This is a genomic window from Cytophagales bacterium, assembly GCA_033344775.1.
In the GTDB taxonomy this organism is placed as follows: Bacteria; Bacteroidota; Bacteroidia; order Cytophagales; family Cyclobacteriaceae; genus JAWPMT01.
This window is the reverse complement of sequence record JAWPMT010000002.1, coordinates 243,030-259,888: the sequence shown is the minus strand read 5'-3', so window position 1 is coordinate 259,888 and position 16,859 is coordinate 243,030. Positions and strand designations below refer to the sequence as shown.

Here is a 16,859-nt window from a genome sequence, read left to right as displayed (position 1 = left end):
GTACTAATGTTTTATATTTCGCCGAGGGCAGTTTTATTCAAAATGATCGCGCCTTCTGTGGTTTGGCTCTCATCACAATCGTGAAGGGTTTTGACCGGATATATATTTCTGAATTGATACATGATGTCCACCAGATCACGGTGGGCCTTGGACAGATCGGTTATCTGTGCTACTTCTGCTTCGCTGTAGGGTCTGACCGGAAACTCGTATTTATTTTCCAACAGCCATGTTTTCATGTTTCTCTCGAAAACTTCCATCTGATCATATCCGATCCAACAGATGTTCAGAAAAACATGGGCCGGAGCCTCCATTCGTATGGTCTTTTCAAAAAATCTTCGGAAATCAATGTTATCAAATCGCCCAGGCCAGGCCGGCACAACAACTTGCGCGATATAAGTATAAGGGTTGTCCACTTTGCAGGCGTCACAGTCTTCCCCTCCTTCAATATCATTGTCGATGGTAGGCAGGTAGATGGGCAGGAGCTTGTCCTGAACCATCATTTGATCGAGCTTCATCTTACGAGTGGCTTCGTCGACTGATGCTACTCTGAAGAAGCCATATGACGTTTCCTGTGTGGCGGACACCAATTGAATTTCGGACCATGGCTCCTCTCCTTCAGGTCCATGAAGATCCAGCTTAGAAAAGTCTGTGCCCGCTTTGAGGGTAAGCTCGAACGTTTCCTCCTCAATGGCCACCACCCGAACCAGACGTTCATATGTGATTGTCAAATCGGAGCGACCATTGAGTTCCGTTGCTATGTTCTCTCTTGCGATTACATGTGTTTCATTGGTCGCATTATCATATGCGTAATTAAGCACCTTGCACCCGTAAGTCTCTCCGCCAAAATGAATGGTCAATGTCAGGTTAAACCGCAGGTCATCCCGAAAATCTCCATCAGCAATTACGATTTCTGACCCGGAAACTTTCGCCAATTGTGTGAGTTCCGACTCCAATGGAATAAAAGTATCTGTCTCGGGTACCAGTGTCAGGATGTCTGGTCTGTTGATGATGGGCACCCAAAGGCCATTGATTTTTGGTCGTAACAAAATATGTTCTACCAAATGAAGTCCTTCCTGACGATGGAAATTCCTTCCAAAGAATGCACTCAAATGTGCCACCGCTTGTTCAAAATCAGACAACCCTTCTTTCAATACAATGCTTCCTTCCAATAAGGTATTGATCTGTGCTACGTCCCCGGCAGCAATGTCTTCTCCTAACCGCGTATCGATAATTGCCAGGCCATATTCACGTAGTATATATTGACAATCGTCTTCTCCGAAAAATACGATCTGCCAGAATATCTCCCTTACCTTTTGTTCTGCCGCTATTTTGGCCTCTTCTTCCGAATCCTGATCCTTTACTTCGATCTCGCCCTCCAATACACCACTTAGCAATACCTGATCATCCGTTTTTTGAAAAGGAGAAGCAAAAAGTTTAAATCTGATCTTGAACGTATTGTTGGTAAGATCAATGTCACCTGCTTCGAAGTAGGTGTCGAAATAAGGATCGAATGGCAAGGAAAAGTTATTTCTATTGGAAAGCGGATTGTCCAGAAATTCAGTTCTAAAAACACCGATCAGATTGTTCAAGGCCGTCCTGGCATCCTCTTCTGTTGTGAAGTTATCTTCTATGGCTGCAACTACTTCCGTGCCCATAAAAAGCTTGATACTGAGCAGATGATCTCCCAGCTCCTGTCGACAGGTAATTTGGTAATTATCCTCACAAAGACCATAAAGGATTACCTTTTCCACCACGGATTTAAGCTCCTTCATTGTGGTGTAAGTGGTCGAACTGAACAGCAAGGGGTTTCCTTCATATAGGATCTCAAAGCCAAAATCTCCTTCTGTTCCGGTTATATGGATATGATCCGGATCAAACTGCAGATCAACAAGCTCTGCCGGATCAATTCCCGAAATGAAATTGACTCGTTTTACCAATCCCGAAACGTTATCCAGGTGCCAGAGCAAAGGGTTGATGTAATTGAAAGCCTTACCGCGATTGGCACTGATCTCCGGGTAAATGTTCAGAAAGTCCTGTTTGTCTTCAATGAGTTCCAGGTCAGTTTTAGGTCCATCCAGTTTATAAGCCAAAAGTGCATAGTCTGTGAATTGCTCCGCGAAGCGTCCCATTAGGTGATCCAGGAATTTATTTCTTCTTTGCGAAAAAGTGTCTTCAGTTTCCGTCAGGGATTGTAATACCTCCAGGTGCTCCGCTTTAAAGGCTGCTTTTTTTAGTTCTCGGGCGGCTTCATCGTCTGTAGGATTGAACCCATCAAAATCCACATAGAGATCAATTGCAGCATCCACCACATCAATCAGGGGCTGTGAATAGTAGGTTTTATCCACCTGAAAATCGTAATTCTGATGAAAATCCTCGTCGGCAACCTTCAATTTGCGCTTGGGGTTGAAAGAAAACAGATCCTTCACGTGATCTAGCTGGGACAAGTAATTGGCCAATAACTGATCAAAAATCATTAAAAACCCTTTGAGCTGCCGGGCATGGGCTGTGCGTAACTTGGCAGCATCATCATCCAGGTAATCCAGTGGCACACCTGCCGGACCTACACCGTGGGTTATGGGCAAATCATCCTGAACACTGACATAGTCGGACAACTCCCGGCACTCACCAGCCGGCACATCAAAATCCAAGATCGGATCAGCTGTTTTCTGCGGCCGTTGGTTGGCTTTCTTTTCCTCAAATAATCGTTCTACTTCAAGGCTATTGGCCTGAAAAGGCAATTCGTTTTTGTAAAAGGTCAGTTTAGATCGACCGGGACTCAGGCGTGGTACATAGTCCTGATCAATGGCCATTTCCAAACACCATCGTACACTTTTTGCCAGGATATCGGGATTTTCATCCTGCGGAAAGTTTGCAATCTGCAATTTCTTGACTGCTTCCACACCTTCCACATCCATGATCAGGTTGATGATATCTGAAGCATGAATGAACCGCTTGCGGTCGGCTATTTTCAATTCCTCATTATCAATGAAGCCATTTTCCAATGCCGGACCTTCAAATACTTGTTCTGTCAGTCTGTTCTCCTCTTCACTCAGCTTGCCAATGAACAAATAGCCCCGATCTGAATCGATCAAACTAAGCACGGACTCTTCCACCTTCAAATCGGTGTAGGTTGATTGAAATGGATTGATTTCGGCAGAAACAAGGGTCACTTCCAGTACCTCCTGGGCAAAGCCCGAAAGGCTGATGATGTCTCCGGCGTTGAGTTCCTGTCTGATGAGCGAAGAAACGGTCAGAATATTCTTATCCCGATTGATGTTGATCACTTGATATTTCTTCTCTTCAGAATCCCGTATCAGGATCTCGGGCAAGGAGTAGAAATTCACCGTCGGAGACAGGAACCGATCTAACAGGAAATAGATTTCCGCCTGGACACGCTCCACATTGGCACTGACTGAAAGCTCAATGTCAGCACACAATAGGATTTCTTCTATTTTGAGGGCCTTATAGCTGAGAAAATCTTCACACAAGTTTCGATGCGCATGTAATCGTGATTTCACCTTAGCCAGTATCTCCAGTATTTTGAAAACTTTGGTCTGATAGGTGACGAGCATGCTAGTTGCATACCCCAGTACTTCGTAGTTTAGCCGGGTGGTGATCTCGTCAATAAAGGGTACAGGGCGGCTTTTGAAATCTTCGTGGATGCTTGCCAACAGGATATTGTGATCTTCATCCAATTTGTGCGTGATACCCAGTTCATCAGGCAAAAAGAGATAAGTCAAGACAATAGATTGGATCGACTTCTTGACTTCACGAATGTCCGTCCACTTCAAATCGACCTCATCCCACCGAGGGAACTGCACTTTTACCCGAAAGGTCAGATTGAGCAACACTCGGGTCTGAGCAACCACCTGGTCAAAATCTTCGGCACTCATTCCTTCCAGGCGCTGGTAAAAGGCCCGATCGTGCGGCGCCATTCCAACTAACGGCTTATCAACTGGATTACCCTGAATGAGCGCAACCACATTTGGATGGAATGCCTGTACAGTATCTTCCAGATAATCTACGTTCAGATCGCCGAATACTTGTGAATCACTGAATTCCAGTACCACATTGTATAGCGCTTTGATTTCCAGGGGATTCTGATCACCCAATTTAGGAGGAACGTAAGCAAGCAAATTCTTATCACGATGAACAAATACATCGTATTCCGCACGGTCTGCCACCGTCAACCAGGCATTTTTGATCCCAATGATCTCGCTATTCTCATTGGACTCGTCCGCCAGCACACTCACATCCATGATGAGTTTGCGGTAGTCCAGTATGGTCAGGGCGTTGTTGTGGAGGATTTCTCTGGCCGTAAAAAACTGATAGCCGTCATTGATGTTGTCGTTAGGATTGGAAGCCAACAGGTCCTTCATGTCAAATGAAGTCCGATAACCCAGGTCCGTCAGGGCATAGCAAAGCACCTCAAGGAGCATGACACCCGGATCATGAACGTTGTAATCCGTCCATATCTTACCTGAAAGCTCCTGGATACGACGAATCCCCTCAGCTTTGAGGTATTGGAAATCCATGCTTCGTATAGCAGGTGTCTGACGTGATATGGCAATCGTTTCAATCATAAATCAACTAGTATTTCTTCCGAAGAATCTCCGGGTCCAATGAAGTAATTCTCATTTTCCATCAATACCCGCCATCCCAGGTCATTGAATCTTGGCAGAGGATCGAATGCAGTAGCCTCCACCTGGATAGAGTATCGATCAAACCCAAGTCCGGAACGCAAGACAATGAACCGGTCAATCGTGTTCTCTGATCCTTTAAGTTGCAATCGGTCTATGCCTGCATGATTGGCAGGACGTACCCGGAGCGTATGCCCGACATTCAAGATCAATTGCAGGTTGATCCGGGTCTTATTGAACACCATTTCAGACGTAACTTTAGGTAGGAAAACCTGACGGATGCGACGACCTGTCCTTTTGAACAAGTTCACCTGATCCCCTACCTGGATCTTGTGCGGTTTGATCAATGTCAAACGTGTATTTTTTCCGTCAAAACCGGGTCGCTTCACCACTGGCCATCGGGCAATCCGATAGAAAGAAGGATTATTCGTGATATCCGACAAGTTTTCAAGTAAAAGCCACCCCTCTTCTGTATGATTCCCTTCTAATATTATCGAGTTCGCATCAGGTACTTCCACCACCGTTGCGGACAGACTGAATTGGAAATTCATTGGAACAAAAAAGGTATGATCCCCTTTGAGTAGATACACAGAACGTTGCCGTTGTACATTGAATTGGGCATTGGTCACATCATGAATGACCACCCTGGGCATACTGGCAACCGGGGCTGGTTCAGGGATCGGTGGACACAATTCCGTTTGAGGTGGCACAGGGAATGCTCTCATATCTGGCACACTATAGGAATAGGGATCGTCCTTGTTTCCTACCGAAATATCTGTTTCATCGCAACAGCTATCGGCAGACAATACCGGAGGTGGCGGATCGATCAGGTTATCGTCACAATCTCCACAATTATCATGATCTGAAAGGACCGTGATCTTGTGATTACCATACTCATTGATCCCTCCTGCAGAACTCAATATGGATGCTGAAGTGGAAGCAATGGCCTCCGTCGTTAGTTCCATTTCAATCATGTGTTCAGGATCAGTTCCATCACTTGGTTGGATCGAATGAAACATCTTGAAGCAGGTCACAAAATCTACATATTCACGTTCGTCAATAAAGTCAATGATCCGTGATTGGTGAATGCGACCACCAAAGGAAATGTCCGGTTGGTCATAGGCCCAAGGTGACAAAAAGGCTTTGATCTCGTCTTCCAGTTGTCTTTCGTAAAAACCCTTGTCATACCCCCGACGGAATTTCACTTTAAAATCCACGGTGATCTTTTCATAGACAGGGTTATGTACATGCAATTCGATGGGCTCAGTCCGATAAGCATCCAAATATGCTTTGATCTCTTCCAGTCGGTTGAGACTTGTCCTGGGCGTGATGGGATTGATGGCGTTCTTGTTTTGCACATTGGACACCACGATGATGCTAACATGTCCTGGCGTCAACTGATTGTAAGACGTAACCTTGCCGCTGTACCGGGTATGGTTGAGACACTTGACCTTATAGACCGATGGAAATGCCTGCAAGATCAATCGTTCATAATCCCAGATGGTAATCGCACGTTGCTTATGACGCAGCCGCTCGCTTACCCTCGTATAAAACGCAGTACTTTCTTCACGAACCGCTCCACCAACTGAAGCAAAAGGCTGTTCAATGCCTCTGATGGAAGAATCACTGAACTCTAATTTGCTGACGGTTTCTGCTGTCAGGGCCTTTGACAGGTAGTTAGGATCATTTTCATTGTCCTCAAATTGGGCCACAACCGCCTGAGTGATGATGTTGACAAATTCAGGAATGGCTTTGTAGCCATCGGGTACTGTTGCCCTGATCCAGTGTTTACCAGTGGTGAGCAGGCTATCGGTATTGGTGGTGGTCTTATAAAATGAGAAATCGATGATCCCAGAAGTCAGTAGGCCATTGGTGGTATCTGAGAGGATATCCAGGGATTTGAAAGGTTGCCATTGATTATCCGATAAATACGACCAGGATACGTCTGGTCTAGTCGTATCCGCATCTTCACTTCCTTCCAATACCTGCATCAGAATGGAGAGGTTTTGGGCTGGTAAGAGATTATCCAAACCGATGTACAGTTCCCCTTCATTGGGGTACTGTGGTAGGAAGTAATAAGGTTCGTTGGCATTGCCCGAAGCCACTTGTTCCGTCGCTCCAAAAGGATGCAGATGAAAGAATTTTTCAGGAACCTCTATCTCAGAAGACGCTTGTTCCGTGCAATTAAAGCACACGGAGGACTTATAATTCAGCGATACGGTTTTGAGGGTAGGATTGTAAGGCTGATTCGGAATTTTGGCGATGGCATTATTCTTAACTCCTGCCAAAATCTGATGCGTGAAAGCAATCTGATAATCCTTATGCCCAAAATCATGTTTGGCTAATTCCAGCCGCAAAAAACCTTTCTGTGTTTCAGTATTGAAGTTATCCGATGGTGACAATTCCCAATCTCTATTGACCGACGCCAGTTCCGTATTTTCTATTCGGATCTGATGCAGATTAGGTACCGGATCCGAAACCGGTCCTGTGGCATCAAATAAATACTCCTCCTTGGCCAATGCATTCCATTTACGTCTGTCCAGCAAATCGATATTCGCTCGAAAGGCCGCATTATCACGACCGAGATTTGAGGCACTTATGGGGTTTGAGCCATCGTGCTGATCTACGCTAATATCGTAATACTGATAATAGGATGCGAAATCCGATTCAGGAATACCGAACCACTCCAGATTAATGTCCAGTCGGGTCAGTTGCTTTTGGAATACCTCATGATTCCCAATATAAAATGTACTACCTAATACAGGTGTAATGCCAAAAGGAGCCATGTTCTTGGAAGGGTCCATGACCGTGCGATCGTTTTGTACCACCAGCGTTCCTACCTCCCTGACATCAACTTCCAGGTCAATTTGTTGGATCTCCAGGTGCTCCAGAGATTCATAAATGTAGGGTTCATGTTCTGCTGATCCGGGATTGACCTTGCTGGTATCCAGAACCACCTTCATGGCCGGCTGATTGGTATCCAAAGGATCAACAAGCACTTCCTGATTGTAGGGTACAATGGCAGGTTTGTCTTTTCCTATGGTTCGGGTAATGATCAATTCCTTCTTGGAAACACTGATCAAAATGTTATTGTACCTATACGCTGCACCAAACGTGTAGAGGATGTCATTGATCTTGTCTACTCCTACCCCCTCTACTGCCCTGACCTCTGTCAAGGACGTGAATTTCTGATCCGTTAATTCCGCTCGTTTCTCAAGGATGTCTTTTGCAGATTTTTTACCAATACCATAATCATTGACCTGATCTCCGTACCCTGTATAAGGGGAATCAACGACATCTCCTGTAATTTCCTGCCATGTCTGAACACCATTCAACCATTCGATGGCGGCTTCTTCGGCCATGGCCAGGTACTCCTCACTTTGCAATATGGCTTCATCCATTTCGGAAGGTCCGATCCACTCTTCTTCTCCACTGAAGTAGAAATTGAGGGCATTGTTCAGCATTAGCGGATGCAGGTTGGAGAATGCCGTTAGCTGCTCGTCATTGAATTCCTTGAAAGTAAGTTTGACCGTAATTCTCCGGATGCCTTCCGCCAGGTTGAGGATCGGAGAAGCAAAGGCAAAACCTATTTCTGATTGCTTGCGCGTTACATTACCAAACGGATACCAACTACTGGCATCATTCAGGATCTCGGCCCCCAATCCATCTTCAGAGTTTGACATGTCCGATTGGTGCAACAGCTTCGTTTCAGGATCTCTATAAATGCTTTTGATCTCACCAACCGTAGCTTTGTTGACCCCAATTTCTGATTGAGCCGTATAGAAGATATTGCTCCCGATCTCGTCCTTACCAGCTTTGAAGCGCGTACCTTCTTTGATTACGTGTCCGGTATTGGCGACGTGTTTGGCTAATTCTAATATGATAAAAACCTGATCCGGTACCGGCGGATTTTCTTTGAGTCGCAGGACATCTTTGTAATAAAAGTCGAGGTGCCTGGCCGTCAGGGTATTGAGGTCGCCCTGAGCAATGCTGAACAACTCCAAAAAAGCCTGAAACAAAGCAAAATGTGGCTCGGTCCGCTGATCCTGACTCACTTGCTGATCAAAGAAGCCAGACCAGTCTCCACTGGTTTCGTTGTTATTGTCGTAAAAGTGCAGTTCTCTGGAAAATTCCAGCACAAAAGTTTTCAGTTCTTCAATCTTCCGTTCATCCACTGCTACATACTCCGGCAGCAAGGCTTTGGTGAGTCTTTGTTGCTGACTCACGCCATCTCTGATGATCGGATTTTCGAAGCAGGTCTTGGCCATCAGCTGATATCAGTTCCTTCGGTGAAATAGAATGGGTAAACCAGGTTCGTTCGGGTGTTGGTTGCCCGGATCGTATATTCCAGGGTAATGTCGATACGTCCATTAGCGACATCCTGTACATAATCGACATTATCCAGTTCGATCCGGGGCTCAAAGTCCAGGATGGCTTGCTCGATCTTCCGGGTCAACAGGGCAGCCGAAGTGACCGATAAAGGTTCGAAGATCATATGGACCAGGTCGAGTCCGTACTCTGGTTCGAGTACACGTTCCTGCTGAATGGTTGACAAGAGAATTCGTAAGCTTTGCAACACATCTTCCTCGTCCTGCACCAGATTAACTGAATGACTTGCCTGGTTAAATGAAATTGGGAATCCCCAACCACGTCCTAAAATGGTGTTGTTATTCTCTTCCATGAAGTTCATTCATTATCCAATCGTTACTGTGGGTTCTCCAACTGCCGCACTCGCTCCGCATATGCAGGTATCTCCTACCCTTACGGCAGGTTTTCCTCCGATCAATACGGTTGTACTGCCTGAAGGAAAAGGGCTCGCCGTAGGCTGATGCGCATTGGGGGGTAACGTGCAAACGTGATTATCTCCCAACACCGCTGCTGGCATGCCTCCGATCAAAACCGTGGCTTCTCCCGGTCCCACGATGGACCCACCGTGGTTCGTGGTATCTGTTACTCTTGCTGCTGCAGGCATCTTGTATTCGTTTTAGGTTCTTGTTCTTTCTTTTCATATGATCTTGAACTACGGACTAGCATTTTCTTCCTATTCAAAATCTTTCGCAGATACGCTCCGTATCCTTAATCTTTCAAATCGCCCTGTTCGCGGACGACTATTTCAATTGATGGCCACAAGGGCCCCTTTGATCACCGCCTGACCGCCGGAAGAAAGTTCTGCCCCGGCACTTCCTTCAGCGAGGTACTGTGACTGTGCTGTACTGGTCAGGTTGGTTCCTTCTATGGTTACATCACCAGAAGCTTTCATGATCAGGTCGGCGGCACTCTCAATCATGATACCGTCTGCACTCATCACCAGCTTATTGCCATTTTCATCTTCCATGGTAATGCCACCTTCATCTTCACTAAGCACCATTTTATTGCCTTTAGGCGTTTCCAGGGTCACACTGATCAGGTCATCATCAAAGACCAGCTTCATTTCACTCTTGGTATAGAGACCTTTCTCGTTATTCTCCTCTGCTGGGTTTACAGGAGAAGCTTTGGCGCTACTGTGCAACATGCCAAGGACCACCGGATCAGTAGGATCGTCATTGAAAAATCCAACGATAACTTCATCCTCAATCTCTGGTCGGAAAAACAAGCCACGATTGGCTCCAGCATCCACTGCGGCCACCCTTGCCCAAACTCCTTCATTTTGAGGATCAATTACCGGAATCCTGACTTTTACCCGGAATTCCCCATCGGGATCTTCATGAACATTGGTAACTACACCATTCTGCAATCCCTGAATAGGTGGTATCAACCCAGAAGCAGGTCGGGCACTGACATTTTCGTATTTTTCTACAAACCAATCCTGCGGCAAACCAAACTGAATATCACTATACCAACCCTCCTCTGGTGTGATGGTATGGGTCACGGATGAGATGAAGGCCTTGCCATTGAACCGATCTCCAAAACCCACAAAATTCAGGGTCTCTCCCGGTTTGGCTTTATGACCGCCATGGGTCTTCACCCGACCCTGAACATGGGATAATCGACTTCTGGACAACTTGGCATCGGACCAGGCTTTAAGCTCCTGATCGGACACTTTGCCTGAGTGTACCTGATCAAAAGATTCCAGCCCCAGTACATCGGCCAATTCCTTGGCTTTCAGGTTTCCCTGTTCCTCGAAACCCGGATCTTTGCCTTCTTCTTCAAGCACTTCTTGTTTGGCATAGTCCCAGGCCATACTCTTCGTGGTTGCATATTGATCCCGAGCGTCCACACCCGCTTCAAATTCCAACACATTGTGCCCATAGGCCAGCTCTGCAATTGGCGATGCACTCAGGTCGGGCTTTTTCACGGTCACTTTGCCATCATCCACGAACACCACCTGGCCGTTCGCTTCAGCACGTGTGACCATGAAGTCCCAATCGCTCACGTAGTACTGCACCATTTCCAGATGTTTCACCTTGGTGGTCTCCACATCGGGTATGAGCTTACTGTAGGTACCCAGCAACTCCTCCATTACATCACTGTCCGTCACTTCTTCGAAGTATTTGTTCTTTCGTCCTGCGGTCATAGCTACTACAGCATCTTTGAGGTCTACGATCAGTGCAGAGCTCGCCCTCGACGTTTTGATACTATGACGGATGACAATGCCTTTGAAGATAGGATCTTCCTTCATGCTATAGCCCGCGTTGATCTCCACTTCCTTGCCAGGAATGAACATGTCGCCACTACTGATCTCAAAATCCTCTTTGGCTACATTGCCATCTTCCAGAATAATTCGAGCTGTCGGAATCCTGTTGATGGTTTTGGAAACGATCATTGATTTCAACCCATACAGTCCGCCCAGGTCTTCCCCTTCTACCAATACCGTGTAGGTAGACAGGGCTAGTTTATCCTGAACAGGCAATTTTCTGTTAGCCATTTGCTTCCGTTTTTAGTACTGGTGGAAAGATCAATTTTTGTCCTATTGTGAGTCTTCGGAAATTATTGACGCGATTGATACGTGCCAATTCCAAATAATATTGAGGGTCTTTATACTCCTTATTTGACATCAACGGCAACGTATCTTCTTCCCCAACCAATCTTCGTTTGGTCAGGTCAGGTGATTCTTTCTTCACCTCCTTGGCCTGTTGATCCAGTGACTTGTGAGTCTTAAAGGTACAATTGACCGTAGATCTGACTGGATAGCCATTGGTATCAAACAACTTATGGGTGACCGTTGCTTTTTCGGCACGACCTTCAAAAAGGAAATCGCCCCATTGCAACCTCAGGTAACGAGGCTCGTGGGTATCTCCCTGCACCTTGAAGGCAAACGCGAGAAAGGAATCAATGACCTTATCTGTTCTTTTATCTGCCAGGATCTGACGGGCCATATTAGAACTACCCGAGATAGACGTGCCCAGTGCATCGAACAGAAACTCAAACGTCATCGTAGGTGATTCCGTCTGCTTGTACATCAGCGTTTTCTGGCTCCCTTCTACTTCCCCTTCGTCAAATACATTGGCGTATTCTCTGGAGTAAGTCGTCGGGTTGTACATCAATTCCAAAGGCTCCTCTAATGATGGCGTTTTGTAGTCTTCATCTTCAAAGGGCGAAATGGTCATTTTGACCAGCTCACCAGTGGGTGCTTGTACGTTAGAAGCTGGCATCTATCGCTCGTTCTTATTGTCTAATCCTTTCAACAATTCTTCCATAGCGGAAACATCCTTTTTAGAGCCGGAACTTTGAATAACCCCTTTCGATTCAAGGGATTTTTGGGTCACATTGGTGCGTATGATCAATTCACGAATTTCTATCATGACCTTCTATAATAACCGTTTGTAGTATTGATAACAGAACTCAATGCTCTCGATCATCAAGCCATTGTTCTGGGCATTGAGCCCTTCCACCGACCACTTGATCGGCCAGGCTTGTATAAAGTTCCAGGCTTCCAAAGGCGCATGGTCTTTATCCAACAAATAGACCGTAAGCCCATAAGTTTTGAACTGAAAACTCTCTACTTCTTTTTGAAACCATTGGATCACCTGAGAATTCATTAGCATACCCCGCTTCATGACCAGGTTGGCATATGAAACGGGATTTGCCAGTCTATGCGCAAATCGATTCTCTCCACCTTCGCGGTATTCTTCCATGCCTACATCGGCCCCGATACCGGAGATTTCCTGAAATCCGATATCGGGTACTCCCTGATGCTCGGAAGTGATCCCTTCAATTCCCACGGAAAAGTGGAAACCTACAGGCGGATGACTATCGAATCTGGGCATCTTATGCGAATTCTATTGTCAGTCCTTCATGTGCTAACTCAATGGACTCAATGGCCACTTCGTTTCCGGTAGAATTAAGTGTAGGGCCTTCTACTTTCACGGGAAACGCCTCTTTGACTTTCCAGGTGACTACTGGTGCATGCTCTTCATTGAGTAGGCTGATGGTCAGGTCTCTTCGCTCGATGTTATTCATACGAACGGTACTGATCCAGGTCACGAAATCGTCATCGGTTCTTGCGATACCGCGCTTCATCGTGATGTTGGAAAATTGAGGGATACCGGGCATTTTAGTAACCTGATATTCCTGGGCATCACCTTCCCGGTAATCGATGGTCTGTAATTCAACGGTCAATCCGGATACTTCGGTGAAACCAATTCTGGACCCACCCCAATCGACCTGGAAGTGAAAAAGACTGATAGGATATGACTGTGCCATAATGACTAAATGTTTTTGCGTTTAGATTTTATTGTTATCTCTTGTTATGCTTGAATTAAGACTCCTGAAGCTTGTGAGAGAATTTCAGGATGATGAATTCCGCAGGACGCACAGCGGCCATCCCTATTTCGACATTCATGCGACCTTCGAGGATGTCCTGAGCGGTCATGGTGACTCCCAGTCCTACATTCACGAAGAAGGCATCTGAGGGCGCGGCACCTGCCAGCGCTCCGTCGCGCCATAATGAAGTCAGGAAATTCTCGATCATGGTTTTCACTCTCAGCCAGGTTTTGGCATCATTGGGCTCAAACACCACAAATTCCGTGGCCTTCTTGACGGACTCTTCAACAAAAATGAACAGTCTTCTTACCGGCACATACCGCCACTCATTGTCATTTCCGGCTAGTGTTCTGGCGCCCCAAACCAGGGTACCTTTGCCGACAAAACTTCTTATGGCATTGATGGACTTGCCACTCGTGGGGTCCACATTGAGGCCATCCTGAATATCATTGGTGATCTTGACCGTAGGCCCAATCACATTATTGATACTCACATTGGCGGGGGCTTTCCAAACGCCACGATTATTATCTACCCTTGCATAAATACCGGCCATGGTGCCCGAGGGTGGCAAAGTCACGTACATAGCATTGAGCTGCGCCTGGATATTACGGTATACATTGGGGTATTCCCGCTGGATATCCGCCAGTGTTGGTGGATCTGAAGCATCCACACTAAAGGAACCCGCAGCACTCAAATCAGGATCATCATTGGTTGGAGAAGCCGGAGTCCCAGTGTGAGTAATACTCACCTCATGGTCGATCAGGAAATTAAGCGAAGTATTGAGATCAGGATAATAAGTGGCTCCATACTTAAGATCCGACATACCCAACTCACCACGATACGCTGTAAAATCATCTCCTACTACATCGGCAATGGTGAAGCGGTCTTGCAATAAGTTGCAATGCGATAGTGCTTTTTTCACAACCGTACCATAATCAGAAAGGCTCAACGTGGTAGCATCAGGAAAGACCAATAACGTAGGCTCATCGACCTTTTTCAGTTCATCAATCCCACCAGTGATCTCCCCGGCTGAAACACCAATCGGACTGTATGTTCCGACAGACATGACGTAGCAAGCGCCACCGCCATTGTTGTAGAACATCTGCATGCTGTAATACAATTTGAAAACTGAGGGATCATCGATCGATACCATGATCTCGCGACTGGTCAGTGCGGCTCCGTTCCTGGTATCCTTTACCTCGATGGTGGGCACTTCCTTAAAAGGTCCCCCAAAGCGCTCTTCAAAATCGAGCATCGAAGTAATCTTGGTGGGACTACCGTCACCCGCTTTTTCGGTGTAGCCGATGAATGCAGGAATGGCCGTTTCTACCGCGGCCACCGAAGCGGGCAGGGTCGAAATCTCTTCTATGTACACTCCGGGTGTACTATAAGTAGGCATATCTTATTGTGTTAAGTGTTTTTAAATCAATTTCAAATCAGGACTCCTGCAGCTTATGGGAGAATTTCAGAATGATGAATTCTGCCGGTCTGACTGCTGCAATACCTACTTCTATGTTCAATCTGCCTTCCAGAATGTCCAGGGACGTCATGGTTTCACCCAGGCCCACTTTCACGAAGAATGCATCGGAAGGTGCTGCTCCAGCGAGTGCACCGTCTCGCCATAGGGAAGTCAGGAAGTTCTCGATCATCCCTTTCATTATCACCCAGGTATTGGCATCATTGGGTTCAAAGACAAAAGGTTCACTGGCTTTTTCAATGGATTCTTCGATGAAGATGAACAGCCTTCTGACCGGCACATAGCGCCACTCATTGTCATTTCCGGCCAACGTACGTGCTCCCCATACCAGGGTTCCTTTTCCTGCGAAAGATCGAATCACATTGACGGATTTTCCGGTATTGGCATCGACATTCAGACTGCCTTGCTCATCTGCGGAAACCATCACATTGGTTTTTTGCACCATGCTCATGCTGACATTAGCTGGTGCTTTCCATACCCCGCGGTTCCGGTCTACCTTCGCGTATATACCGGCCATGGCCGCAGATGGATAAAGATCAACCTTAAAGGCATTCAATTCCTTTAGAATCCGCTGATACAAGGCAACATCGGGTTGATCGCCCCCTTCAGTACCTCCTTCGAGTTCAGCGCCAGAGACCCTCAATCCTGCTGAGCCACTGTAAACCAGCTTAATGCCATTTCCGGCTTCGCCTTCTGCCAGGGCTGTAAGGGTAACGACATTGCCTTCGGCTGCGGCCGAAACCAGAGAAGAAGCTGTGGTAATTGCGCCAGCCAGCGAAGTAGCCGTATCAGCAGCTGTGTCTTTTATGATCGCCGCCGAGGCCAGCGTAATGGGTGTTTCACTGGCAATGGTGATGGCTTTATCCAGTGCTTTTTTAAATCCGTTGGTAAACGTGATCGTAGCGGTAGCATATGCTCTACCTTCTTCTGAGCCTCCTTCCAGTGTGCCTCCGGAGGGTTCAAGTATGGCACCGCCATCAGCATAAGCGAAGGTATAAGTATTCCCTACTTCACCTGCATCTTTGGCCGTAATTGTAACCTCTGCACCACTGACTGAAACGTCTACTTTACTCGCTGCGGCTGAAAGATCGATAGCATTCTTAATATTGAGTGCGGTTGCATCATTATCTCCGCCTACGGCGAAAGAAATACCGGATGTTCCAGCCACTTCGATAGAAGCAGGATCCGGCGCAATGGCACTGAAGTCTGTAATTGTAATTTTACCACTAGCCTTAGCGGGATCACTTCCCGTACCGGTAAGTAAGGTACCGAGTGGTTCCTTATCATACTTAGGTGAAGCTCTACTATCAACAATGTTTACGGTCTGGTCATCAAAATATTTGGTGATGGTGGTTTTCAGTGATGGATAATAAGCCGCCCCGTATTTCAGGTATTCGGTCCCAACCTCGTTGCGAAAATCATTGGCATCCGCCAACGGATCCAGCGAAAGCCGGGATTCATCTACCAATACATCCATCAGTGCAAACCGGTCCTGCATCTTGTTGCATTGGCCCAGCATCTGATTGTGTAGATCTGTCCTATCCACCGTATCCAGTTCTACTGCTTCAGGAACGACGATCAAGGTAGGCTCATCCTCTTGTTCCAGTGCATCTACTCCATCTGTAAATCGATCTGGCAAAATATGCGGATCATCATAATCGTACAATCCAACGGATACGATGTAACATGGACCTCCTCCGTTGGCGAAGTAATGCTGGATCGCATAATACAACAGGTAAGGAGACGTTTTCGGGTCTGCTCCTGGTTTGATAGCCGCGATGACCGGGGGATTATTGACTGGATCATCGGGATCATCCTGAATGGTGACCTTGTAATTTTCGTCGAAAGGACCGCCAAATATTTGCTCATAATCCACGAGTGAAGTGATCCTCTTAGGCGTATCCGCGGGAAATCCATTGCCTCGCTTCTGCGTATACCCGATAAAAGCCGGAATGGCCGTAGCTACCGGGGCAACCGAAGGTGGAAGCAGCGAAAGTTCCTGTACGTATACACCTGGGGTACGGGGGTTTAACATGTGC

At 46.6% G+C, this 16,859-nt stretch carries 11 protein-coding genes; all 11 read right to left on the bottom strand.

The window, feature by feature from the left end; all coding sequences use genetic code 11:
• Positions 1–11: 11 nt before the first annotated feature.
• Positions 12–4,583, bottom strand: coding sequence for a hypothetical protein (locus R8G66_05685; GenBank protein MDW3191830.1), 4,572 nt, complete (start codon positions 4,581–4,583; stop codon positions 12–14).
• Positions 4,580–8,908, bottom strand: coding sequence for a baseplate J/gp47 family protein (locus R8G66_05680; GenBank protein MDW3191829.1), 4,329 nt, complete (start codon positions 8,906–8,908; stop codon positions 4,580–4,582). Before R8G66_05680 ends, R8G66_05685 begins: the two co-directional genes overlap by 4 nt.
• Complete coding sequence (locus R8G66_05675) at positions 8,908–9,321, bottom strand: GPW/gp25 family protein (GenBank protein ID MDW3191828.1); 414 nt, start codon at positions 9,319–9,321, stop codon at positions 8,908–8,910. Before R8G66_05675 ends, R8G66_05680 begins: the two co-directional genes overlap by 1 nt.
• A 12-nt stretch (positions 9,322–9,333) precedes the next feature.
• The gene (locus tag R8G66_05670) at positions 9,334–9,612 is read right to left on the bottom strand and encodes a PAAR domain-containing protein (GenBank protein ID MDW3191827.1); all 279 of its coding nucleotides are present in this window, start codon (positions 9,610–9,612) and stop codon (positions 9,334–9,336) included.
• 141 nt (positions 9,613–9,753) lie between these two features.
• On the bottom strand, positions 9,754–11,505 hold the full coding sequence (vgrG, locus tag R8G66_05665; protein MDW3191826.1) for a type VI secretion system tip protein VgrG: 1,752 nt from the start codon (positions 11,503–11,505) through the stop codon (positions 9,754–9,756).
• A complete protein-coding gene (locus tag R8G66_05660; GenBank protein ID MDW3191825.1) occupies positions 11,498–12,232 on the bottom strand; it encodes a hypothetical protein in 735 nt (244 codons plus the stop codon). Before R8G66_05660 ends, vgrG begins: the two co-directional genes overlap by 8 nt.
• Positions 12,233–12,382, bottom strand: a complete 150-nt coding sequence (locus R8G66_05655; GenBank protein ID MDW3191824.1) for a hypothetical protein — start codon at positions 12,380–12,382, stop codon at positions 12,233–12,235.
• A 6-nt stretch (positions 12,383–12,388) separates the two neighbouring features.
• Entirely contained in the window at positions 12,389–12,847 is a 459-nt protein-coding gene (locus tag R8G66_05650; protein ID MDW3191823.1) for a phage tail protein, read from the bottom strand.
• A 1-nt stretch (position 12,848) separates the two neighbouring features.
• Positions 12,849–13,283, bottom strand: a complete 435-nt coding sequence (locus tag R8G66_05645) for a phage tail protein (GenBank protein MDW3191822.1) — start codon at positions 13,281–13,283, stop codon at positions 12,849–12,851.
• Between the two features lie 55 nt (positions 13,284–13,338).
• Positions 13,339–14,742, bottom strand: coding sequence for a phage tail sheath C-terminal domain-containing protein (locus tag R8G66_05640; GenBank protein ID MDW3191821.1), 1,404 nt, complete (start codon positions 14,740–14,742; stop codon positions 13,339–13,341).
• A gap of 37 nt (positions 14,743–14,779) precedes the next feature.
• On the bottom strand, positions 14,780–16,855 hold the full coding sequence (locus R8G66_05635; protein MDW3191820.1) for a phage tail sheath C-terminal domain-containing protein: 2,076 nt from the start codon (positions 16,853–16,855) through the stop codon (positions 14,780–14,782).
• Between the last annotated feature and the right edge of the window lie 4 nt (positions 16,856–16,859).

What these genes read in the sequence shown, in the direction of transcription:
- R8G66_05660 (MDW3191825.1), bottom strand. Translation starts at nt 12,232, where the DNA reads ATGCCAGCTTCTAACGTACAAGCACCCACTGGTGAGCTGGTCAAAATG.
- R8G66_05655 (MDW3191824.1), bottom strand. Translation starts at nt 12,382, where the DNA reads ATGATAGAAATTCGTGAATTGATCATACGCACCAATGTGACCCAAAAA.
- R8G66_05650 (MDW3191823.1), bottom strand. Translation starts at nt 12,847, where the DNA reads ATGCCCAGATTCGATAGTCATCCGCCTGTAGGTTTCCACTTTTCCGTG.
- R8G66_05670 (MDW3191827.1), bottom strand. Translation starts at nt 9,612, where the DNA reads ATGCCTGCAGCAGCAAGAGTAACAGATACCACGAACCACGGTGGGTCC.
- R8G66_05680 (MDW3191829.1), bottom strand. Translation starts at nt 8,908, where the DNA reads ATGGCCAAGACCTGCTTCGAAAATCCGATCATCAGAGATGGCGTGAGT.
- R8G66_05640 (MDW3191821.1), bottom strand. Translation starts at nt 14,742, where the DNA reads ATGCCTACTTATAGTACACCCGGAGTGTACATAGAAGAGATTTCGACC.
- R8G66_05685 (MDW3191830.1), bottom strand. Translation starts at nt 4,583, where the DNA reads ATGATTGAAACGATTGCCATATCACGTCAGACACCTGCTATACGAAGC.
- R8G66_05675 (MDW3191828.1), bottom strand. Translation starts at nt 9,321, where the DNA reads ATGGAAGAGAATAACAACACCATTTTAGGACGTGGTTGGGGATTCCCA.
- R8G66_05635 (MDW3191820.1), bottom strand. Translation starts at nt 16,855, where the DNA reads ATGTTAAACCCCCGTACCCCAGGTGTATACGTACAGGAACTTTCGCTG.
- vgrG (MDW3191826.1), bottom strand. Translation starts at nt 11,505, where the DNA reads ATGGCTAACAGAAAATTGCCTGTTCAGGATAAACTAGCCCTGTCTACC.
- R8G66_05645 (MDW3191822.1), bottom strand. Translation starts at nt 13,283, where the DNA reads ATGGCACAGTCATATCCTATCAGTCTTTTTCACTTCCAGGTCGATTGG.